Source organism: Delftia sp. WSY_16, assembly GCF_043104415.1.
Lineage (GTDB): Bacteria > Pseudomonadota > Gammaproteobacteria > Burkholderiales > Burkholderiaceae_C > Comamonas > Comamonas tsuruhatensis.
Window position 1 is genome coordinate 392,597 of sequence record NZ_JBICKS010000040.1, and the last position, 19,971, is coordinate 412,567.

Below are 19,971 nucleotides of genomic sequence, written 5' to 3' on the forward strand. Positions count from 1 at the left end.
GAGGAGAAGAAAGTGGCGGTACTGATTCCTGCGATGGGGGCGTGCGTTGGGCGCATGACGCCTGGCGAGCGACGGCTGGCCGAGCGGTTGGAGCAAAAGCTCGAAGACGATTACATGCTTTGGTATGACGTGCCCATCGGCCCCAAGCAGACGCATCCTGACTTTGTCGTCATTCATCCACGCAGGGGCGTTATGATTCTTGAGACCAAGGATTGGCGGCTCGAGACGGTTCAAGAGGCGACCAAACAGGCCTGGACGCTCATCGTGGATGGAAGGCCCAAAGTCGTCATCAATCCGGCAGCCCAGGCGCGACACTGCGCCATTCAAGTGGTCAATGCACTGGAGCGGGATCAGCAACTCATTCACGGCGAAGGCCCTCATCAGGGAAAGCTGGCATTTCCCTGGGGCAGCGGCGTGGTGTTCACCAACATCACGCGCAAGCAGTTTGAAGAATCTGCACTGGACCAGACGATTGATGCGCATCTGGTCATCTGCAAGGACGAGATGCTGGAATCCGTTGATGCGGAGGCTTTTCAGCAGCGCCTGTGGAACATGTTCCCCCACGCTTTCGGCAAAGCCATGTCGGTGCCGCAGCTCGAGCGCACGCGGTGGATCATGTTCCCGCAGGTGCGTGTTCCGGTGCAAGGCAGCCTTCTGCCGGAAGACGCGGACGAGCTGCCGGACATCATGCGCGTCATGGACTTGCAGCAGGAGCAACTCGCGCGCAGCCTGGGCGATGGGCATCGCGTGATCCACGGAGTTGCCGGCTCAGGCAAGACCATGATTCTTGGCTATCGTGCGGAACACCTGGCCAAGACTGCTTCGACCAAGCCCATCCTCGTGCTCTGCTACAACGAGCCCTTGGCCGTGAAGCTCAATGCCTGGTTTGCGGCCAAGGGCCTGGCCGATCGGGTGCACGCCCGCAACTTCCACAAGTGGTGTCGCCAGCAGTTGGTGGCCTATGGTCAGACGCTACCTGCTCAGGGCCCTGGCATGTTTGATCAGATGGTGGATTTTGTGATTCGCGGCGTGGACCGGCAACAGATTCCGTCCGGGCAGTACCAGGCCGTGATGGTCGACGAGGGGCACGACTTTCAGCCTGAATGGCTCAAGCTCGTCACCCAGATGGTCGACCCTGAGACCAACAGCCTGTTGATCCTGTACGACAGCGCCCAGAACATCTATGGCAAGAGCAAGGCGCGTGGCTTCAGCTTCAAGAGCGTGGGAATCCAGGCCTCTGGGCGCACGACCATTCTCAAGATCAACTACCGCAACACCAGGCAGATTCTGCAAATCGCCAACCGCGTCGCCGCCGAGTTCCTGCAACCCAATGCCCAGGATGAGGACGGTGTGCCGCTGGTGCAACCCATCAGCTGCGGCCGCGAAGGGCAGGAGCCGCTGATCGTGCGCCTGCCGAGCTTGCGGGACGAGCCCGCCAAGATCGCCGAGCTGCTGGCTGCGGCGCATCAGGAAGGCCACGCCTGGGGTGACATGGCCATCCTGTGCCGCGATCACGACTCCATGAACCAGTGCGCCATGGCACTTGGCCGCCAAAAACTGCCGCATCGCGTGCGTCATCGGTCAGGTGACTTCGATCCACTGGCCGACACCATCAAAGTGATGACAATGCACGCCAGCAAGGGATTGGAGTTCCCGGTCGTGGCCGTTGCAGGAGTGGGGCAGATGCCGCGCGAAGGCGAAGATGCGGCGGACGAGGCCAAACTGTTCTATGTGGCTGCGACGCGGGCGACACAAAAACTGGTATTGACTGTGGCGGGTGAAGGGGCGTTTGCGAAGGCGCTGGTGAATGCTGGGTGAGGGCGAGGTGAATACGGGTTGAGGGCAGGGCGAGGAGGGGCACAAGTCCGTGGTGCGGTGGTCAGGGCTCCAGGCGTGGTACCAGTGGCGTTGCACCCGCAGCGCATTCTTGAGGATGGCGCTGCGATCCGAAAAGGATGTTGTGCCTATCACCCTTCCCACTCGGATGTGCACGCCATCTTGCCACTCGGCGCATTGCGCAGGCGGTTCAGGAAATCCAGCTGGCTTTTGGCCGTTTGATTCCCTTTTGCCACGGCTTGCCGCAGCCAGTGCACTGCTTCGCAGCGATCCGCTTTCACCGCGGTGCCATACAGGGTTGGACCTGCCAGAAGAATCCATGCCAGTGTTTCCTGGGCTTGTGGCTCGCCATCCCGGGCCGCCTGGCGCAGCAACGCGAGCATGGAAGCGTAGTCACCCGCAGTCTGGGCCTCCAGGGCCAGTTGAAACCGCTGCTCGGAAGTGGTGGCCATGTCCAACGGCAGCGGTGCCGCCTGCGCCAGCGCGCCGGACAGGGCCGCTGCGATGAACAAGCCATGCCGTGCATGCCGGGCCAGCGTGGCAATTGGGGTGGCAATTGGGGTGGCAATTGGTGTGGCAATTGGGCGGAATTCGAATCGCATTTTTGTCTCCACTTGAATTGAGTGGCCCCATCGTCTTCGCAATCCCGATCCCTGAAAATTCGGAATTGTCAAAGGCGCCCTCAGGGCCACCCAGAGGCTGACTCGAATCGGCCGTGCAGGCCCGGCGCGCACGGCTTCAGCCCATGAACCCCAGATCGATGGGATACGCCGAGCCGCCGAAGTTGCCGATGTGCGGCAGCACCCCCGCCAGCTCGGTATTCGCCACGCCGAACCAGCGCGCCAGGGTGGCGGCGTACTGGTCCACGGCAGTGCTGGGCAACAGGCGCCCCTGGCCGACATGCCACTGGTCCTCGCTGCCGCTGCCGTTTCCCACGCTGATGGGCGGCGGCGCGCCATAGAAGGACGCGCCACGCACCGCGCCGCCCACCACGAAGTGGTGGCCGCCCCAGCCATGGTCCGAGCCGTCGCCGTTGGACGTCAGCGTGCGGCCGAAGTCCGACGCGGTGAAGGCCGTGACCTTGTCGGCCACGCCGAGTTCGGCCGTGGCGTTGTAGAAGGCCGTCATGGCGCTGCTCACCTTGTCGAGCAGCTGCGGCTGGTTGGCGATCAGGTTGTCGTGCAGGTCGAACCCGCCCAGCGAGACGAAGAACACCTGCCGGCGCGTGCCCAGCGCGTTGCGTCCGGCGATGAGCCGGGCCACCACCTTGAGCTGGTCGGCCAGCGGGTTGTTGGCAGGGAAGGCGGTGGACAGGCTGGCGCTGGAGAGGGCTGAAGAGATCTGCCCCTCGGCACTGATGGAGCGCTGCGTGACGCGGGCGTACTCGGCCTCCATCGCGTGGCTGCCGGCCGTCTGCACCAGCTCGCTCAACAGGCCGCGCACGGCGGTCGATCCATAGACGCTGGTGCCCTTGACGGCGTTGATGGGCACGGCGCCGCCCGGGCTGATCTGGTACTGCAGCGCCTGGTCGCCCGAGAGAAACACGGCGTTGCCCGTGGCCGAGATACAGGTGAAGAGCGACGTGGCGTTGGACGACAGCGCCAGGTCGCCCAGGTTGCCGCCCCAGCCCAGGGTGGAGCCTTCTGCGCCCTGCGACTGCCACACCGACTGCTGGTCGTTGTGCGAGAAAAGCTTGGGCGGCAGCGGGTAGCTGCGCCGGTCGCCGGTGGCATATTGGGCCCGCGTGAGCGGCACCAGCAGCGGGCCGACGTTCAGTTGCACCGCAGCGCGGCCCGCGTTGAAGAGGCCGGCCAGGCCCGTCATGGATGGGTGCAGCGCGTACTGCATGCCACCGGCCAGCGCCGTGCGGGGCTGCAGCAGCGTATTGCCCAGCGCGGCGCGGGCCAGGGCAATGCCACCGGCCGTGCCATCGCTGTTGCCGCCGCGGATGGCGGAGTACTGCCCGTAGCGGGTGCTGTCGTAGGGCACGACGGTGTTGGCGTAGTCGCAGCCGCCATAGAGGAAGACGCAGACCAGCGCCTTGTAGTCGCTTGCCTCGAAGGCGGCGGCCTCGCCCAGCGCGGCAAGATTCAGGGCGAAGGGCAGGGCGGTACCGGCGGCGGCCAGTTGCGTGCTGCGGCGCAGGAATGCGCGGCGCGTGTGGCGGGCGGGGTCGATGAAATTCATGGAGATGTCGCTTTGCTTTGCAGACGTTCGGTCACTTGTTCGGTCGCTTGTTCGGTCACTTCTGCACCAGATATTCGGGGCTGGCCATCACCAGCAGCACGGCGGCTGCCACGCGGTTGAGCTGGGTGGCGGTGTTGCTGGTGGCCGTCACCGGCGTGGCATTGAGCGCTGCCACGATGCGCGCCTGCGTGGCGGCCGATACCTGCCCTGCCGACAGCAGCAGCGCCACCTTGCGCACCAGCGCGGCGGCGTCGGCCACCAGGGGCAGCAGGTTGGCGTAGCTGCAGGTGATATCGAAGCCGTTGGCTGCGCTGCTGCCGCCCTGGGGCAGGTCTGGCGCGTTCACGTAGTAGCCGAAGCGGATCACGTTCTGCATGAAGTTCAGGTAGCCGCTCACGCTGGTCTCGGTGACGATCTGGAACTCCGGCGCCACCTGGCCCGTCGTGGCCAGGGGCGTGGAGGGCGGCACGTAGCCCGGGCGGAAGAAGTTGAACACCGAGCCCGAGCGCAGCGGGCTCTGGCCCAGGCGGGTGGCCGGGTCGCTCAGGTTGTCGATCTTCCAGGTGCCGCGTGCCGACCGCAGCCCGAAGGTGCGGCCCCATTGCACGAAGCGCACCATGGGCTCGCGCAGGCGGCCGTACTGGGGGCTGGCAAGCCCTGCCGCGCCGCGCGCCTCCGGGTCCAGCAGCACGGTGGCGATCACGGCGCGCAGGTCGCCCCGCGTGCCGCTGCCGTTGTCGGCGAAGGCGGCGGCCACGCGCCCCACATAGGCGGGGCTGGGGTTGCTGGTGACCAGGCGCTGGATCAGCTGGCGCCCGATGAAGGGCCCCACGTTGGGGTGGTTGAACAGCGTGTCCAGCGCCGCCTTCAGCGCCGCTGGCCCCGACGTGCCCGCAGCCACGGTGGTGCCCAGGAAAGTGGCGGCCAGCGTGGAATGGCGCGCGGCGTTGAAGGCCATGGGCAGCAGCGCCTGCTGCAGCCCCGTCACCGTGCTGCCGCTCAGGTTGGTGGGCTGGTTCTTGCTGGTGTCGTAGTCGTAGCCGGTGAAGACGCGCGCCAGGTTGCTCACATCGGCTGCCGAATAGGTGTCGATGCGGTTGCCGTTGCCGTCGCGCTGCTCGGTGCCGTCGGGGTTGAGGCGGTAGAGGCCGATGGTGAACAGCTGCATCACCTCGCGGGCGTAGTTCTCGTCGGGCTGGCGGCCGCTGCGGGCGTCTTCCTTCTGGTTGCCGCGCGTGCTCAGGTAGATGCCCATGGCCGGGCTGAGCGTAACGGCCTCCAGCAGCGTGCGGAAGTTGCCGAAGGCATGCTGGTTCAGCAGATCCCAGTAGCCGGAAGCCAGGAAGATGCTCCAGGGCTGCTCCAGCCCCGTGGTGGAGACCACCATGATCTCCGACAGCGCCAATGCCACACGCTTGCGCACGGCGTCGCGCTCCGTGAAAAGCTGGCTCCAGAGCATGAAGTCGGAGGGATACGAGACGTTGTCGTAGCGCGTGCCGGCCTCTGCCACGCCGTAGCCGCGCTGCATCAGCCAGGCCGTGCCCGTGGTGTCCACGGGCAGCGCGAACTGCTCGGCCAGCCAGGGGCCGTAGCCCTTGGCGCGCAGCGCTGCGATCTCCTCGTCGGTGGCCGAGAACTGCGCCTGCAGCAGGAAACGCGCGGCTTCTTCATCGCTGGCGGGGGGGGCCGTGGTGCCCGTACCGGTTCCGCCACCAGGGCCGGCGCCCGTGCCGCCAGTGCCGGTGCCGGGGGCTGAATCGCCCCCACCGCCCCCGCAGGCCACCAGCAGCGCGGCCGCAAGGGAGGAGGCCAGGGCGGGAGGAATCAGGGAGCTCTTCGGTTCGTGGCCGAGGTGGCCGGGCTCTGCGCAGGCAGGCAAGGAATCCGCGGGCGCGCGGTCGGGCGGCTGCAGCGTGGAGGCTGCAACCTGTGGTGTGGGGTGCATTGTGGGCTTTCAGGCAGAGGCCGGGGCGTGGCAACGAACTGCCTCGCTTTTCGGCGCGTGGCGCAGAGTGTTCCAAGGATTTCGGAGGTGCGCAGCCACCTTGCAGCCCAAAAGCGTGTCAAGACGTTATACGGCGCAGGGGCGTCAGGGGGCTGTATGCAGGGTTGACGCTGTGGAGCCTGGGCAAAGCCCGATGTGGGCCGCTCGCCTGCCGGTGTTCTGAGGGATGCGCAGCGTTGTGCGGGTGCAACCATGCCAACTGTGTACTATTCCCGTTTCGTCCTTGTCCCAACTGGTCCAGCCGAGGCCCCTCAGGTTCAGTCGCAGCGCCGACTATCCAAGATTCCAACCAAGGCGTATGAGTACGAGGATTTGATGCAAATGCGGGAGCAAGTCCACGCAGTCGTTCAAAGCCTTAGCTCCAGCAAGCGTTTGGGGCACGCAGATGGAAGACAGCATTTCGAGCAATGGGCGACAGCGCCCATCTGGATAGCCAAATGCGGCTACTCAAGACGGGTAGGCCACTAGCGTCATTCATGTCGAATGACGGGGTTCGATATGAAGTGACTCGGAGCGGAGTCGAGGATACTTTGGGTGCTAGTCAAGATCAATCCATAGAGCACTGCATCAGCGAAGTGCTGATCATTCATGCCGAACTGTGAAAAATTGAATCCGTATTTGGCGCGGCCACTGCGTCAAACTAGACTACAGAAAAAAGTCAATGCTGTGGCAAGCAGGGCAATCTCAGAATTTTTTGCGAAAACGAATCATGAGGGAGGAAGTATGGGTTTTACTATTGGAAAAATTGTCTACGTCAATAAGGTGCCGGCATCTGGTTGGTTATCAGTTGCATTGAAGTCATCTGGCGTCTGGGTTCCATTGCTGGAATATACAAGACTGCAAATCACAGATATTTCTCATAACCGCGTCTATTTCAAAATTCTGGATGGAGGTCAGAAGAATAAAATAGCCAGCCTTGGTGAAAATAACGCGAAAGAATATCTCGGATCAAATGCGCCAAAGCAAGCTGGTGCTCAGGTCATAGTTAAATATGGGGCCATTGATGAAGTGTATTCCAGAGCGAGAGGTGAGAAATACAAACAGCAAACTGGCACCTTGATTGTTGATGGCATCAGCGCTTTAGTGACACTGAACACGGATCTTGGCGCAGTTACGATTGAGGGCGGCTTCACACCGATTCCCCCTGGGATCTATAAGATTCTTGTGCCGCCAAATCCACACGACAAGAATATGACCGAATTCTATAGAACACAGGTCGAACCCAGTCTGCGCTCAGATCAGGTATGGTTTCCGATCGAATTTGGGGATAACAGCAGATTCATCCACCTTGGAAATATATCAGAAGGATGTGTTACGGTCATGGATTTGAATAAGTGGAACGCGATCTACAAGGCTTTGATTAGCCATCGTACGCCAGACGGGCGCTATGTGGGTAAATTGACGGTGCAAAAATGATGATGAAAATTATATTCATACTCGTCGGATTGATGATTTCCGGTATCACGTCTGCCGGTGAAGATGCTTTGCCGCCAATTCAAGATTTGCAAGAAATAAAGAGATCCGCAGATGAATTTTTGAAAGAAGAAAACAAACGCCAAAAAACGGAATTCACTACTGCGCGTGTCAATCCAAAGATAATAGTTGAGCAATGCGCTACTTCTCTTGAATCAGATTGGGCTCCATCGGACGGTGGACTAGCCAGAAAAAGCGTTCAAGTCGTCTGTAAATCGACATTGCACAACAAAAAAGTGTGGCGTGTTTTGGTGCCAATTGTGGCGCCAATCACACCCAAGAATTAGAGTGAAATCCTAGGCATCAGGAATACTTGGCTACCGCGTAAAGTGACTCACACCACTTGGTCAGAGCCCACCGCAAAGCAGTTGTGCTCGTTGCCCTCATGGCACGACGTCCCGTAGGCAAAGAACTGTGGCGACAGTTACAACCCCTGATCCCTGCCTTGGTTCCTTCTGTCAAAGGCAGCGCGCAAGCTCGCAGTTAGCGATGAGGTCCCCCGCAATGGCATCTTGTTTGTGCCGCAAACAGGAATTCCCTGGGAAGACTTTTCCCAATCCCTTGAGCACGGCAGCGGCAAGACTTGTTGGCGGCGCTTGCGCGACTGGAATACCGCAGGCGTCTGGGAGTAGTCGTGCCAAGCCATGCTGACTCTCATACGTGAACATGACCAGATCGATTGGAGCTAGGTGACACCATCGTTTCCACAGCGTTTAAGGTCTTTCTATAGTAATCTGCCAAGAGAAGTGCACTGGATATTCTCCAATCTTTAGATGTGCGGTCCCAGGAAGTCATGGTGCATTCTTCAGCCAGGAGCAGGAGAAAGCACTATGGCAATCCGCCTGCATGGCAGCGCCCGCACAACGCCACGTACCCGCGCAGAGCTCCAGCTAGCGACCGGTTCCCATCGGTCCTTGGCCCAGCTCTACGGCATCAACCCCAAGACCGTGGCCAAGTGGCGTGCGCGCACCTCGGTGCTCAATGAGCCCATGGGTCCTCGGGGCAGAGCAAGCCAGCAAGAGCAAGAGCACTTGGCGATTGCGTTGCGCAAGCAAGGGCATCTGTCGCTGGACGATCTCATGGGACAACTCCTGGAGACAGCACCCAAGCTCAGCCGTAGCGCCTTGCATCGATGCCTGCAGCGTCACGGAATCAGCCGACAACCCGCAACACACCTGCCACGAAGGCACGGAAAGTTTGAAGAAACGACGCTGGGCTTCGTGCACATCGACAGCGCCGAAATGAAGATCTCCAATGGCAGACAGCACATGTTTGTCGCCCTAGATCACGTCACAAAATTCACGCATGTCGCGTTCTTTGACAGGGCCACGAAAGCCAACGCAGCGCAGTTCCTTCGGCAGGTGCTTGTAGCCTTTCCGTACCGCATACATACCGTCCTGACGGACAACGGCATGGCCTTTACAGAGCAAGAGCGCTTCAGAGGCGGCGTCACCGACACATGCATCGGTCACATCTTTGAACGCATTTGCAAGTTCAATGGCGTCGATAAAAGGCACACCAAGCCATATCACCCCTGGACGAACGGCATGGTCGAGCGCATGAACCGGACCACCAAGGAATCCACGATCAAGGCCTACGAGTACGAGGGGCTGGAGCAGCTACGGGAGCATGTCCAGGCCTCCGTTCAAAGCTACAACTTCGGCAAACACTTGAAGGCGCTCAGGTGGAAGACACCATTCCGGGCGATTTGCGAGGCATGGGAAAAAGATCCAAGCCGCTTTAGACTTCATCCGTACCATCTCACAGTGGGATTGAACATCTAAGTTTCTAATTTCGAAAACGTTGTTTCGTTTCTCAAGGGATAGGGCGACCACCAATTACAGATTCTAAGAAACGCTTCACTTCGGAATGCACTTCCGCTGGACGCATCTCACGGATAACCGCCGCAGAAGTTAACGACACTCCAAATTCGTCTTGAACCCAGCGAAAAAGAGCAGACAAGAGTGCCTTCCCGGATGCTAAGGTCAGTCGTCCCTCCGCGCTCGTCCATTTTGTATCGATGACAACACGTGCTGCACGATTTGCGCCAGCACCACCAAGCCCGCGCTCGTCCGATAAAATTTCTGCGGCTAGTCCATCGAATATTTCATCATATCTCTCCTGAGCAAGGAGATCAATTTTCTGCGCAATCTCTGCTTCGGTGGGGGGGACTATACGGCGTGCGCCCCTATTAGCGATTAATCGCTGAATAACGCTTGGCACCAAAAGATAGTTTTCTATCTCCTTTTTTTCCCAGATGTGAAGATTGATCTGGTTGCGTGCTGCTTGCGTGCGTCGGCTGGCTTTCTGCGATTCTGTGTGATAATCAGAGTCCAGTATACAGTAGAGTGAAATATGTTCGCCGCCTGCATTCTGCAGCAACATCGCAGATCCAACGGCGTATTGCCATCCGCCCCAACCGCCAATCGCCAGACTTGGTATGGCCGCCAAGCCTTCACTATCTAGTGGAAAGAGCGCGTCATAGAAATCCGACAGATAACGGAAGTCCTTGCCCTCGATAAGCAAACATCGACGAGCGTGCCAGAGTTTGGCAAGTTGAAGATTCTGAGCGCTTCCAAGCTGCTCCAACACACGTTGCGCAGCAGGCATCGATGTCGCGAAGCGGGATGTCTCTTGCGATCTATCTATGACGAGTAGGTCATCTGCCTCAGTTTCTGACATTATTTCCACCGAGTGAGTCGTCACAATTACCTGTGGATGTGATGTTCTGAGATGTCGTATAAGCCGCCTTTGAAGATCAGGATGCATATAGACATCAGGTTCATCTAGAGTGACAGTCGAGGATTCTTCTACTCGTGCTAGGAACCACATGGTCTGGAGCCACATCTGCAACCCGTGTCCCATCGTTGATAGCTCAGAGACGTAATCTTCATTTCTAACAAGGAGTTGGAGCTCTCTGCCTCTTGCCGCTCCTGCTCCGGTGAGTTCTTCAATTCGCAATCCTCTCCACGTTTGCTCTGCCAGAGCTTGAAGGCGGGGAAAGCGATCGCTCAGCAGGTTTAACTGGTTTCGGAAGTGCGCAGGAGAGAGAACCGACGACAGATTACGCCTTACATAGTCGGGATCAAGAATGATTTCACTCCGCTGCACCGGGGCAACCTGAGGCATGATCTCGACACGTGGCAGAAAACCTTCAGGTGCGGAAGCTCGATTGCGAATGATGCGCCCGTCTGCATCGATAAGCACCACATGAAGTTTGCCTGCCGGTCCAATGTAGATTTTTGTCGAACTACCATTGGAAAAGGTTGCGGTTACGACAGCAGGGGGTTCCCCATATCTGTGGAACAAATTTTGGACATTGAACTCCATTCCGTCGATCGATGGACTTAGACCAACCTCCCTGGCTGGGATGTCTGCCCAATCAGGGGCGCTTCGAAACGCTAGAGTCCTATACCTAGCGGTGACTATCGATACCAATCGCAGCGCGTCTACCAATGTGGATTTTCCTGCATTGTTCCGACCAACAATTATGGTGCAAGGACGAAATGGAACTATATGGTCGTTGAAACAGCGGAAGTTTTGAAGTCGTAGCTGAACTAGCATGAGATATTTGCTGTAATATGACGTAATGCGTCATGCTGAAAATTTTTGAATAAAATGAACTGCCGAAAATGAAGGTTGGCCGCTCTCGGCGAACAGAATCTGTCGCCGATTGATTTATTGCGGTTGTCTCTGCGGCGAAAAATTACGTCAACTCATCGGTATCTGTAGTCGTTCGAAGAATGCGCGGTTGCGCTTCTTTGCGTCGCTCAGGATCTTGTCGTAGGACACGATTTCTATGTAGCAGCCCGCCGACTGGTGATATCTGAAGTAACCTTCGTTGTCAGGTGTCTTCACGAAGTCGTGGTTGTCGGCTATAGCCTTGATTCGCGGCGTCAGGCTGCAGAGAATGTAGGCATAGAACGGAATAGATCCGACATTGATGGTCTTGCCGTCCTTGTCTTTGGCCGTACCTTCTTTGATTTTGCGGACGTAGCGAAGAACCTGCTCCACTGGATTCTCATCCTTCACCGGGTATTCGTTGCGCTCGGGCCTCTTGAACTCGACGATGACCACCGACTGGTACGGGCTCTTGGTCTCAGAGAAGGCCCGTGCCGTATTGAAGACGGCCAAGTCTGGCTCATCGCCGCCTGTTGCATTTACAGCCTTCAGACTCCTCATCGGTAGATCGGACGCCAAGTAGGAGTGATAGGCGAGTCGCTCGTCAACGACCCACAGGTTCTGTCGCGAAAACTCGACGTCCTCTGAATCCGCCTGCATCGGATAGATGAGGCTGTGCACGAGGTCCTCGCGTGCGTAGGCGCCGGAATCCTGCACCTTCAACGCGGTATCCAGCATCTCAAGTATGGTGCGACGATGCACAACGTACTTGGCAAGGGCTGCCTTGCCAAGTTCGTTCTCCTCGTCTAGATACTGCTTGTAGAGGGCTGTGTATTCAGGCGATCCGGCCGCGGCGTCGATCGGCACCTTATTTATTTCAGCCGCCCGCTGCCGGTGCTCAAGCTCTATGTCCTTCTGGGCTTTGTAGAGCTCAACGTCGAGTTGATCCCGCGAGATGTTGGCGGGGATGCGTTCTAGCCTTTCACGATAGCGCTCCTGGAGCTGGAAGCGGTACTGCGGCGCGTCTTGCTGAATGAAGTCCTCGATGACTTGGCGCTTCTCCTCACGCAACTGGTTCATGTATGGCTCGGCAACCTGCTTGAGCGCCTGGACGACTTCGCCATCGAGTTCCTCGCGGGTCATCTCCTCAGGAAAATTGAGATCCGACTCTTGCATAAACATGAAAGCTGTTCGTTCCGAACTCACCTTGGCATCAAGGTATGCACCGGCTACGTAAGTTCGGAAGACAAATTGCTCGCCCTGATCATCGACCAGACGACCCTGCAGGTCTGGGATTGCCTTGCTGGCCTTCCACTCCAGTACCTCACGCTGGTTTGCGCAGTAGGAGATGGTGTGATTTTTGACCGCGCTCGATTGGTAGCGCAGCACGGTCACCTTGAAGTCGTGTCCTTTAAGCTTGAAACTCACCTCTCGAGCCCGCTCCTTCGCTTCCTCGGCAAAGATATGATTCAAGCTGCATGACTGGCCATCGGCGTCGTGAAGGGTGATTTGAGGACATTGGCCGCCTACAAAGTGAATAAGCAGGTGGTCAATCACCTTGTGAGCAATGGTTTCCAACGACTTGGGAAAGTGCTTCTCGTAATCGGCCCGCAAGCCGGCCAGCTTCACCGATGTCTTGCGTTCCTCGCTCTCGGCATCGTTGACTTCCTCGCCTTCAACCCCCTCCGTCGTAACGACGAACCGGAAAGTCCGACGCATCCAGTTGCCGTCGTCTTGCGGATAGGTGCTATCAATGGCAGCTTCGCGGAACACCTTCAGCCAAGTGAAGCGTCCGATGCCCTTATTGCCGCGAGTAACCTTTCGGGTTGAGTCGGACAGGAAGAAGGCGCGGACGTTGCCGTCGTTGAAGCCGGCACCGTTATCGACTACGGTGACGTCCCGAATAGCGGACAGTGTCGTCTCTTCGTTGCCGGCCAAAGCCACTTGCCGTGCATCACGCTCTAAGTAGACGTCAATGCGGCCATCTGATATGCCAGCGTCTTCGATGGCTTCAATTGAGTTCACCAAGCACTCAAACAGCGGGATGAGCGGCTGGGTGACGGGCAACTGGAGGTTGCGAATCCGTCCGACGATGTCCACCTGCATGGCTGGCCTCCCCCGTTATCGAGACTTGTAATCGATTGCTGCCGGCATGTTGCCACAATAGTTGGTAAATCTTAGCTAGATGATCAGCATATCTCGCCTTATCGGCAGAATCTACCTCCAAGTGAAATAGCCCCCTGATTCCCCGGCCCCGTCCTATCGCTTATCTTTGAAGATAGGAACAGGACTGTGCATATGACTAGGCATACGGAGTCAATCGAGGTAGTCGTGAAGGACCAGCGCCGCAGGCGCTGGTCTCTCGCAGAGAAGGCGGCGCTGGTGCGCCGAACCTACGAACCAGGCATGAGCGTGTCATTGGTCGCTCGGCAGGAAGGCGTTTCGGCTGGACTGCTGTTCCAGTGGCGCAAGCTCGAACGCCAGGGGGCTTTGACCGCCGTCTCCGCTGGCGAGGCAGTCGTGCCCGCATCCGAACTGGCGGCTGCCCGCGCGGAAATCGCCAAGCTGCAGCGCGTGCTCGGCAAGAAAACCTTGGAGAACGAAATCCTCAAGGAAGCCGTGGAGTACGCCGCAGAAAAAAAGTGGATTGCGCGCTCGCCCTTGTTGCCCGGGGACGACCAGTGAAGACGGTCTGCAGGACGATGGGGCTGGCGCGCTCGCATGTGCGCGAGCTGCTTGGGCGCGGTGAAGACTGGACCGATGGCCGCAGCCATCGCACACCCAGCGACGATGCCGGGCTGCTCGCCGAACTGCGCCAGGAAATTGCCGACTTGCCCAGCTATGGCTACCGACGTGCCTGTGCCTTGGTGAACCGCCAGCGTGCGGCACGGGGCGCCCCGAGGGTCAACGCCAAACGCGTCTATCGCGTCATGGCACAAGCCGCTTTGCTGCTGCCCAAGGCGCCTCGCCGCCGCCAGTCCGCACGCACGCATGAGGGCCGTGTTGCGGTCTCGCGCAGCGACCTTCGATGGTGCTCCGATGGTCTGGAAATCAAGTGCGATTCAGGGCAGACCGTGACAGCCGCCTTCGCCAAGGACTGCTGCGACCGTGAGGTGCTGGCTTGGCGTGCATGGGAGGGCAAGGGACTGCCAGGCGAGCCGGTTCGCGAGATGCTCATCGAGGCCGTCGAACGCCGATTCGGCTCGGTCGAAGCGGTCCCGCAGGGCCAGGAGTTGGAGTTCCTCAGTGACAACGGCGGTGCCTACATCGCCGCCGAAACGAGTGCACTGGCACGCGCGCTGGGCCTGAAGCCCATCAACACACCCGTCTGCAGCCCGCAGAGCAACGGCATGGCCGAGAGCTTCGTCAACACCTTCAAGCGCGACTATGTGGCGCGCATGGACCTGCGTGACGCGCAGAGGGTGCTGGCGCAATTGCCAGCAGCCTTCGAGCACTTCAACGAGGTACATCCGCATTCTTCGCTGAAAATGCGTTCGCCTCGGGAGTTCAGGCGGCAACAGGCTGCAGGGGCTGACCAAGTGCTTTATTGCGAATAGGGTGGGGTCGGGAATACGGGGGCAACATCATTTCTTCATCGCCTCGTAGTCCGTTCGTGGCCGGCAACAATCCTTCACTAGATACCGATTTCACTTCTTTCTACTCGCCTATCTACCTCACCCACCACATCCCCCGGGGCAACCCCCAACACCTTGCACAGCTTGAAAACAGACCGAAGGCTCGGACATTTGCTACCAAGCTCCAACTGGCTGATGTAGTTGCGCGCCAGCCCGGCCTCGGCGGCAAGGGTCTCCTGGGACAGTGCACGCTCATTTCGTAGCTCACGCAACAGGCTTCCAAAGGCTTTATCAAGTTCTGTCATATTTGCTCACTAAAGTGAGCAAAGCTTCCCGGTTTGCGTGCAGACAGTCTTCCACCTATAGTTGGAGTTTTGTAAAGCGACGACGACACTCCCAACAGGTGGGCGTCGCATTTGCCCAGTGATCTTGGGCGCTGAGCAACTCTCGACAGGAGCGCAGATGGAGCAGCAAGCCTTAGCCACCACACCCCCACCCAAACTCGAAGACCTCGCCATAGACGCCGTCCTGCACATGGGCGCTGCGTTGGATGTGCTGGACCTGCACGCTCGCCACAAGGTCACGGCCATCAATTGCGTGTGCCGCGATCTGCTGCGCATCTACTACGTGAAGGCCGATCAGGCGCAGTCGCTGGAGCCGCAGGACAAGGAACTGGTGGGCCTGCTGCACGACACGGCGGTGAACCTGGGCTATGCCATTGAGGTGGTGGAGCATCTCAATGGCGATGAGGCCGATGACCCCATTCTTTATGCCGTGAGCTATCTGCTCAGGGCGGCGAAGCGGTTTGCGGATGAGGGGGTGTCGGTAGCGTTGGCCTGAAGGGCGCTGCAGGCGCGGATGGCCTGCGGACATGGCGGGGAGAAAGACCAAAAAGGCGAAAAATGGGCGAAAAAAAGCGCGCCTCATGTTGAAGCGCGCTGCCGGTTGGGGCCGTGGGTCAGTCCTTCTTGGCCCGGATGACTTCGCCGCCCACGGCGTCGATCTTGACTTCCATGAGCGTGCCGTTGGCCTGCAGCACTTCGACCTGGTAGCTGGTCTGGCCCCAGTGGGAGTCCAGTTCCGCGCTGACGGGCGTGCCCGGGGTGTGGCGGGTGGCGGCCTGGATGGCCTGCTCAATGGTGGACTTGGCCTTTTCCAGGCGCTGGCGGTCCTTGCGCTTGGCGGCGCCGTCGTTCTTGTGCTGGGCGGCCTGGCCGGTGATGGCGTTGACCCAGACTTCCACGCTGTCGCCGGCCGGGGTGATGACTTCGATTTCGTAGCGCGGGCCCGTGCCGTCGCCGTCGTCCAGCTGGGCTTCGATGGCCTTGCCGGGCACGGCCTGGGTGGCGCGGGTGATGGCCTGCTCCAGCGGGATCTTGGCCTGGCTGGTGATGGTCTGCCATTCGGCCACCGATTTGGCTGCGGCGGGCAGGGCGGCGGTGGCGCAGGTCAGGGCCAGGGCGATGGAGAGGGCGGCAGTGCGTGCGAACGGGGCAGGCTTCATGGGTGTGGCTCCTTCCGGGAATGGGGTTGGACAAGACAACGGTCGGGGCCATTGTCTCCACCGTCCCGGAGAGCGGTTGTCGGAGAGGGCGCCCTTTGCCCCCTCCCGCGTGCTGCGGTTTGATCCCGCGCAAGCCCTGCGTTCAGAGGCCCAGCACCTTGGCCACGTAGTCGGCGTCCTTGTCGCCCCGGCCCGAGAGGTTGATGAGGATGTGCTGGTCCTTGGGCAGGCCGGGCGCCACGCGCATGGCCCAGGCCACGGCGTGGGCGCTTTCCAGCGCGGGGATGATGCCTTCCACGCGCGACAGCTGCATGAAGGCGTCCAGGCATTCCTTGTCGGTGACGGATTCGTACTGCACGCGGCCCAGGTCCTTGAGGTAGCTGTGCTGCGGGCCCACGCCCGGATAGTCCAGGCCCGAGGCAATGCTGTGAACGGCAGCCGGCGTGCCGTCTGCGTTTTCCAGCACGTAGCATTTCATGCCGTGGATTTCACCGGGCTTGCCCATGCTGAGCGTGGCCGCATGGCGGCCGGGCTTGTCCGTGCCTTCGCCCGAGGGCTCCACGCCGACGAGCTTGACCGAGGCATCGCCCAGGAAGGCCGTGAAGATGCCCATGGCGTTGGAGCCGCCGCCCACGCAGGCGGCCACGTGGTCGGGCAGCTTGCCGTGTTTGGCCTGGAATTGCTCGCGCGCCTCGCGGCCGATGATGCTCTGGAAGTCGCGCACCATCATCGGGAACGGGTGGGGGCCGACCACGGAGCCGATGGCGTAGATGTAGTCGGTGGGGTTGGTGAGGTATTCCTCGAAGGCGCTGTCCACGGCTTCCTTGAGCGTGGCCGCGCCGCGCGTGACCGGCACGAGCTTGCAGCCCAGGATGCGCATCTTGGTGACGTTGGGGTGTTCCTTCTCGATGTCCACCTGGCCCATGTGGATCTCGCAGGGAATGCCCACCAGCGCGCAGGCCGTGGCCAGGGCCACGCCGTGCTGGCCGGCGCCGGTTTCTGCGATGACCTTCTTCTTGCCCATGAACTTGGCCAGCAGGGCCTCGCCCAGGCAGTGGTTGATCTTGTGGGCGCCGGTGTGGTTGAGGTCTTCGCGCTTGAGGTGGATCTGTGCGCCGCCGAGCTGCTCCGACAGGCGCCGCGCGTGGAAGATGGGGCTGGGGCGGCCCACGTAGTCGGCGAAGAGCTGGGCCAGTTCCTGCTGGAAGTCTTGGCGTTTGGTGATTTCGGCGTAGGCGGTGTTGATGTCGTCCATGGCCTGCTTGAGGTGGGGCGGGACCAACTGGCCGCCGTAGGGGCCGAAGTAGCCTTCTGCTGTGGGCATGGGGGAGAAGGTGGGGGGTGTAGTGGTCATGGTTGCTTGTGTTCGTTGTGATGGATGACGCTCTGGCGATTCAGGGTAGCCGTGGCAGCTTACGCAGGGCTGTTGGGGGTGGCCGAGAGAGAAAACCCCGGTTGGATTGACCGGGGTTTCTGGTTCTTGGCCCTGCCGGGTGGTTGTTTTTCGAGGCCGGGTTTCGGCCCGGCAGCCGACTGCCCTTTCTTGATTCGCCAAGAAAGGTCAGATCAAAGAAGGCGACCCGAATGCCCGCGACCCCTTCGCTGCGCTGCGGGGCAACCTGCGTCGGGCCGCCTGCGGGGTTCGCCGCAGAACTCACTGCGCGCTGCGCGCTCCGTTCAGACAACTGCGGCGAGTCAGTTGACGAAGCAGTCCTGTCCTGCGGCAGGACTGCAACCCCGCAGGCGGCCCGACGCAGGCGCGGGCATGCAACCCCGCAGGCGGCCCGACGCAGGCGCGGGCATACGGGATTGGGGGCGGGTGCGGGTGCATGGGCATCCGTCCGCTGGCCTGAGCTTGGCGGTCAGCCGTTCTTTTGCAGGGAGCGGATGACGCTGGAGAAGTCCAGGGCGCCGTTGCCGGCGATGGAGTGCATGGCGTACATGGCGCGGGCCATGCCGCCCAGTGGCGTGGAGGCCTTGACGGCCATGGCGTTTTCCTGGGCCAGGCCCAGGTCCTTGAGCATGAGGTCGGTGCCGAAGCCGCCTGCGTAGCTCTTGGAGGCGGGGGCGTTTTCGTGGACGCCGGGGAAGGGGTTGTATTTTTCCAGGGCCCAGTTGCCGCCCGAGCTGCGGCGCATGATTTCGCTGAGGACCTTGGGGTCCAGGCCGTTGGCCACGCCCAGGGCGATGGCTTCGCTGGTGCCGATCATGAGGATGCCCAGCAGCATGTTGTTGCAGATCTTGGCGGTCTGGCCCGCGCCCACGGCGCCGGCGTGGAAGATGTTGGCGCCCATTTTTTCGAGCAGGGGGCGGGCGCGCTCCAGGTCGGCGTCGCTGCCGCCCACCATGAAGGTGAGGGTGCCTGCAATGGCACCGCCCGTGCCGCCGGAGACGGGGGCGTCGATGAAGGCAATGCCTGCGGCCTGTGCGGCCTTGGCGACCTTTTGGCTGGTGGCGGCGGCGATGGTGGAGCTGTCGATGATGAGCGCGCCCTTGGCAATGCGCTGCAGCAGGCCGGCTGCGCCGTCACGGCCGAGGAAGAGGCCTTCCACATGCTGGCTGGCGGGGAGCATGGAGACCACGGCTTCGGCGCCCTGCACGGCGTCTTCGGCGCTGGCGGCAATGCTCACGCCCTCTGCAGCGACCTTGGCGCAGGCGTCCTTGGAGAGGTCGAAGGCCTTGACCGTGTGGCCGGCCTTGTGCAGGTTGATGGCCATGGGGCCGCCCATGTTGCCGAGTCCGATGAATGCGATCTGCATGTGCTTGTCTCCTGTGTTGTGAAGCTTGTGGTGTTTCTCAGTGGACCGTGTCGTCGGTGTAGTTTTCGCCGGGGTCCATGTCGCCGGTGTCCTTGTCACCGTTCGCAATGTCGGCGCCGCGTTCCTTGAGCAGGGAGCGCAGGATGCCGCGGTGGCAGCGCGCCTCCTGCTCGCAGTAGCAGCCGATGGCAAAGGCGCTGTGCTGCGAGAGGGCGGCCAGCAGGTCCAGGGTGCGGCTGGCGGCGGGTTCGGCCATTTCCTTGCGGAATTTGCGCACGAATTGCTGCCAGAGCTTGTCGGCCTCGGCCTGCTGGCCGTGGTCCTGCAGCCGGTGCGATTCGAGCGCGGTGTGCATGGTGTCGGGCTGGGGCGAGAGTTCGGGGTACCAGACGTCGTAGTAGTCGCGGCTGGCGAATTCGGCCTTGGGCACGCCGCGCGGCGGGCGGCGCACGGTGCCTATGCGCAGGCCTTCATCGGCGTGGCGGGGGCTGCCTAGCTGGACGATGCGGATGGGCATGGGGCTCTCCTGCAAAGGGGGCTTATTCGTCGCCGAAGATGGGGTGCTTGCGTGTGCGGCGCCCGGCCGGGGCGGGCGCCGCTGGCGGTGTCTTTGCGTCGGCGGGCGCGGGTTCGCTGGCCTGGGCCTTGCGCTTTTTCGGGGGCGTGGCCTTGGCGTGGGGGTTGAAGGCCAGGGCCTGGGCAATCCAGTGCTGCCACTGCTGGCGCGTGGCGTAGGCGGCGGGGCCGATGAAGAAGTAGCCGTCCATCTGGCCCTTGGACGATAGCGGGCGCAGGCCCGGCGTCTCGGCCACGGCCGCGTGCTGCGAGGGCGGCAGGCGCACCAGCAGCTCGTCGTCTTCCACGCCCAGGCACAGCTTGCCGTTGACCATGAAGACATGGCAGCCGAACATGCGCTTTTCCTGCACGTCGTCGCAGCCGGCCAGGGCTTCGCGCACGGCGTCTATGAGGTGCAGCGTGGTGTCGGAGAGCGGGCGGGCGGGCATGGCGCGG

The 19,971-nt window shown here is 60.9% G+C and carries 17 protein-coding genes and 2 pseudogenes; 7 read left to right on the plus strand and 12 right to left on the minus strand.

The window, feature by feature from the left end; genetic code table 11:
- Positions 1-54: 54 nt before the first annotated feature.
- Entirely contained in the window at positions 55-1,818 is a 1,764-nt protein-coding gene (locus tag ACF8O7_RS21470; RefSeq protein WP_126312312.1) for a DEAD/DEAH box helicase, read from the plus strand.
- Positions 1,819-1,967: 149 nt separating this feature from the next.
- On the opposite strand, the gene ACF8O7_RS21475 is transcribed toward ACF8O7_RS21470, so the two are convergent.
- From ACF8O7_RS21475 to ACF8O7_RS21485, 3 genes are all read right to left on the minus strand, one after another.
- On the minus strand, positions 1,968-2,438 hold the full coding sequence (locus tag ACF8O7_RS21475) for a sel1 repeat family protein (RefSeq protein WP_280048341.1): 471 nt from the start codon (positions 2,436-2,438) through the stop codon (positions 1,968-1,970).
- A 136-nt stretch (positions 2,439-2,574) separates the two neighbouring features.
- Positions 2,575-4,023 carry a DUF1501 domain-containing protein gene (locus ACF8O7_RS21480; protein WP_126312249.1) on the minus strand — a complete coding sequence of 483 codons (1,449 nt, stop codon included), beginning with the start codon at positions 4,021-4,023 and terminating at the stop codon, positions 2,575-2,577.
- Positions 4,024-4,078: 55 nt separating this feature from the next.
- Positions 4,079-5,968 carry a DUF1800 family protein gene (locus ACF8O7_RS21485; RefSeq protein WP_126312250.1) on the minus strand — a complete coding sequence of 630 codons (1,890 nt, stop codon included), beginning with the start codon at positions 5,966-5,968 and terminating at the stop codon, positions 4,079-4,081.
- Positions 5,969-6,616: 648 nt separating this feature from the next.
- Here ACF8O7_RS21485 and ACF8O7_RS21490 point away from each other — a divergent pair.
- The 4 genes and pseudogenes from ACF8O7_RS21490 (at position 6,617) to ACF8O7_RS21505 (ending at position 9,285) form a co-directional block, all read left to right on the plus strand.
- The gene (locus ACF8O7_RS21490) at positions 6,617-7,444 is read left to right on the plus strand and encodes a hypothetical protein (protein WP_126312251.1); all 828 of its coding nucleotides are present in this window, start codon (positions 6,617-6,619) and stop codon (positions 7,442-7,444) included.
- Positions 7,445-7,446: 2 nt separating this feature from the next.
- Positions 7,447-7,788, plus strand: coding sequence for a hypothetical protein (locus ACF8O7_RS21495; protein ID WP_126312252.1), 342 nt, complete (start codon positions 7,447-7,449; stop codon positions 7,786-7,788).
- An 83-nt stretch (positions 7,789-7,871) separates the two neighbouring features.
- Positions 7,872-8,130 (plus strand): annotated as a pseudogene (locus ACF8O7_RS21500) (transposase); the annotation flags it as partial.
- Positions 8,131-8,331: 201 nt separating this feature from the next.
- On the plus strand, positions 8,332-9,285 hold the full coding sequence (locus tag ACF8O7_RS21505) for an integrase core domain-containing protein (RefSeq protein ID WP_126312253.1): 954 nt from the start codon (positions 8,332-8,334) through the stop codon (positions 9,283-9,285).
- 31 nt (positions 9,286-9,316) lie between these two features.
- Here the strand turns inward: ACF8O7_RS21505 and ACF8O7_RS21510 are convergent, their stop codons facing one another.
- From ACF8O7_RS21510 to ACF8O7_RS21520, 3 genes and pseudogenes are all read right to left on the minus strand, one after another.
- Complete coding sequence (locus ACF8O7_RS21510; RefSeq protein WP_227472582.1) at positions 9,317-10,831, minus strand: ATP-dependent endonuclease; 1,515 nt, start codon at positions 10,829-10,831, stop codon at positions 9,317-9,319.
- Positions 10,832-10,942: 111 nt separating this feature from the next.
- Positions 10,943-11,065: pseudogene (locus tag ACF8O7_RS21515) on the minus strand (AAA family ATPase); the annotation flags it as partial.
- A 147-nt stretch (positions 11,066-11,212) separates the two neighbouring features.
- The gene (locus tag ACF8O7_RS21520) at positions 11,213-13,228 is read right to left on the minus strand and encodes a hypothetical protein (protein ID WP_126312255.1); all 2,016 of its coding nucleotides are present in this window, start codon (positions 13,226-13,228) and stop codon (positions 11,213-11,215) included.
- A 192-nt stretch (positions 13,229-13,420) separates the two neighbouring features.
- Between ACF8O7_RS21520 and ACF8O7_RS21525 the strand changes: the two genes are divergently transcribed.
- Positions 13,421-14,679 (plus strand): IS3 family transposase gene (locus tag ACF8O7_RS21525; protein WP_227472574.1). Its coding sequence is split into 2 segments (ribosomal slippage): positions 13,421-13,751 and positions 13,751-14,679, totalling 1,260 coding nucleotides; the frame shifts between segments, so codons are not numbered across the junction.
- A gap of 77 nt (positions 14,680-14,756) precedes the next feature.
- Here ACF8O7_RS21525 and ACF8O7_RS21530 read toward each other — a convergent pair.
- Positions 14,757-15,002, minus strand: coding sequence for a helix-turn-helix domain-containing protein (locus tag ACF8O7_RS21530; protein ID WP_126312257.1), 246 nt, complete (start codon positions 15,000-15,002; stop codon positions 14,757-14,759).
- A gap of 157 nt (positions 15,003-15,159) precedes the next feature.
- On the opposite strand from ACF8O7_RS21530, the gene ACF8O7_RS21535 reads away from it, so the two are divergent.
- The gene (locus ACF8O7_RS21535) at positions 15,160-15,537 is read left to right on the plus strand and encodes a hypothetical protein (RefSeq protein WP_126312258.1); all 378 of its coding nucleotides are present in this window, start codon (positions 15,160-15,162) and stop codon (positions 15,535-15,537) included.
- A gap of 118 nt (positions 15,538-15,655) precedes the next feature.
- On the opposite strand, the gene ACF8O7_RS21540 is transcribed toward ACF8O7_RS21535, so the two are convergent.
- The 5 genes from ACF8O7_RS21540 to ACF8O7_RS21560 all read right to left on the minus strand — a co-directional run bounded on the left by ACF8O7_RS21540 (position 15,656) and on the right by ACF8O7_RS21560 (position 19,964).
- Complete coding sequence (locus ACF8O7_RS21540) at positions 15,656-16,201, minus strand: PepSY domain-containing protein (protein WP_016454747.1); 546 nt, start codon at positions 16,199-16,201, stop codon at positions 15,656-15,658.
- Between the two features lie 142 nt (positions 16,202-16,343).
- Positions 16,344-17,555, minus strand: a complete 1,212-nt coding sequence (gene trpB / locus ACF8O7_RS21545; RefSeq protein WP_047327801.1) for a tryptophan synthase subunit beta — start codon at positions 17,553-17,555, stop codon at positions 16,344-16,346.
- 508 nt (positions 17,556-18,063) lie between these two features.
- The gene (mmsB, locus tag ACF8O7_RS21550) at positions 18,064-18,960 is read right to left on the minus strand and encodes a 3-hydroxyisobutyrate dehydrogenase (protein WP_392444225.1); all 897 of its coding nucleotides are present in this window, start codon (positions 18,958-18,960) and stop codon (positions 18,064-18,066) included.
- A 37-nt stretch (positions 18,961-18,997) separates the two neighbouring features.
- On the minus strand, positions 18,998-19,477 hold the full coding sequence (locus ACF8O7_RS21555) for a DUF488 domain-containing protein (RefSeq protein ID WP_016446002.1): 480 nt from the start codon (positions 19,475-19,477) through the stop codon (positions 18,998-19,000).
- A gap of 22 nt (positions 19,478-19,499) precedes the next feature.
- Positions 19,500-19,964, minus strand: coding sequence for a TfoX/Sxy family protein (locus tag ACF8O7_RS21560; RefSeq protein WP_016446003.1), 465 nt, complete (start codon positions 19,962-19,964; stop codon positions 19,500-19,502).
- Between the last annotated feature and the right edge of the window lie 7 nt (positions 19,965-19,971).

Coding starts and splice junctions, on each gene's coding strand:
- mmsB (WP_392444225.1), bottom strand. CDS start 18,960: ATGCAGATCGCATTCATCGGACTCGGCAACATGGGCGGCCCCATGGCC.
- ACF8O7_RS21490 (WP_126312251.1), top strand. CDS start 6,617: ATGCCGAACTGTGAAAAATTGAATCCGTATTTGGCGCGGCCACTGCGT.
- ACF8O7_RS21540 (WP_016454747.1), bottom strand. CDS start 16,201: ATGAAGCCTGCCCCGTTCGCACGCACTGCCGCCCTCTCCATCGCCCTG.
- trpB (WP_047327801.1), bottom strand. CDS start 17,555: ATGACCACTACACCCCCCACCTTCTCCCCCATGCCCACAGCAGAAGGC.
- ACF8O7_RS21510 (WP_227472582.1), bottom strand. CDS start 10,831: ATGGAGTTCAATGTCCAAAATTTGTTCCACAGATATGGGGAACCCCCT.
- ACF8O7_RS21555 (WP_016446002.1), bottom strand. CDS start 19,477: ATGCCCATCCGCATCGTCCAGCTAGGCAGCCCCCGCCACGCCGATGAA.
- ACF8O7_RS21560 (WP_016446003.1), bottom strand. CDS start 19,964: ATGCCCGCCCGCCCGCTCTCCGACACCACGCTGCACCTCATAGACGCC.
- ACF8O7_RS21530 (WP_126312257.1), bottom strand. CDS start 15,002: ATGACAGAACTTGATAAAGCCTTTGGAAGCCTGTTGCGTGAGCTACGA.
- ACF8O7_RS21535 (WP_126312258.1), top strand. CDS start 15,160: ATGGAGCAGCAAGCCTTAGCCACCACACCCCCACCCAAACTCGAAGAC.
- ACF8O7_RS21480 (WP_126312249.1), bottom strand. CDS start 4,023: ATGAATTTCATCGACCCCGCCCGCCACACGCGCCGCGCATTCCTGCGC.
- ACF8O7_RS21505 (WP_126312253.1), top strand. CDS start 8,332: ATGGCAATCCGCCTGCATGGCAGCGCCCGCACAACGCCACGTACCCGC.
- ACF8O7_RS21520 (WP_126312255.1), bottom strand. CDS start 13,228: ATGCAGGTGGACATCGTCGGACGGATTCGCAACCTCCAGTTGCCCGTC.
- ACF8O7_RS21475 (WP_280048341.1), bottom strand. CDS start 2,438: ATGCGATTCGAATTCCGCCCAATTGCCACACCAATTGCCACCCCAATT.
- ACF8O7_RS21470 (WP_126312312.1), top strand. CDS start 55: ATGACGCCTGGCGAGCGACGGCTGGCCGAGCGGTTGGAGCAAAAGCTC.
- ACF8O7_RS21495 (WP_126312252.1), top strand. CDS start 7,447: ATGAAAATTATATTCATACTCGTCGGATTGATGATTTCCGGTATCACG.
- ACF8O7_RS21485 (WP_126312250.1), bottom strand. CDS start 5,968: ATGCACCCCACACCACAGGTTGCAGCCTCCACGCTGCAGCCGCCCGAC.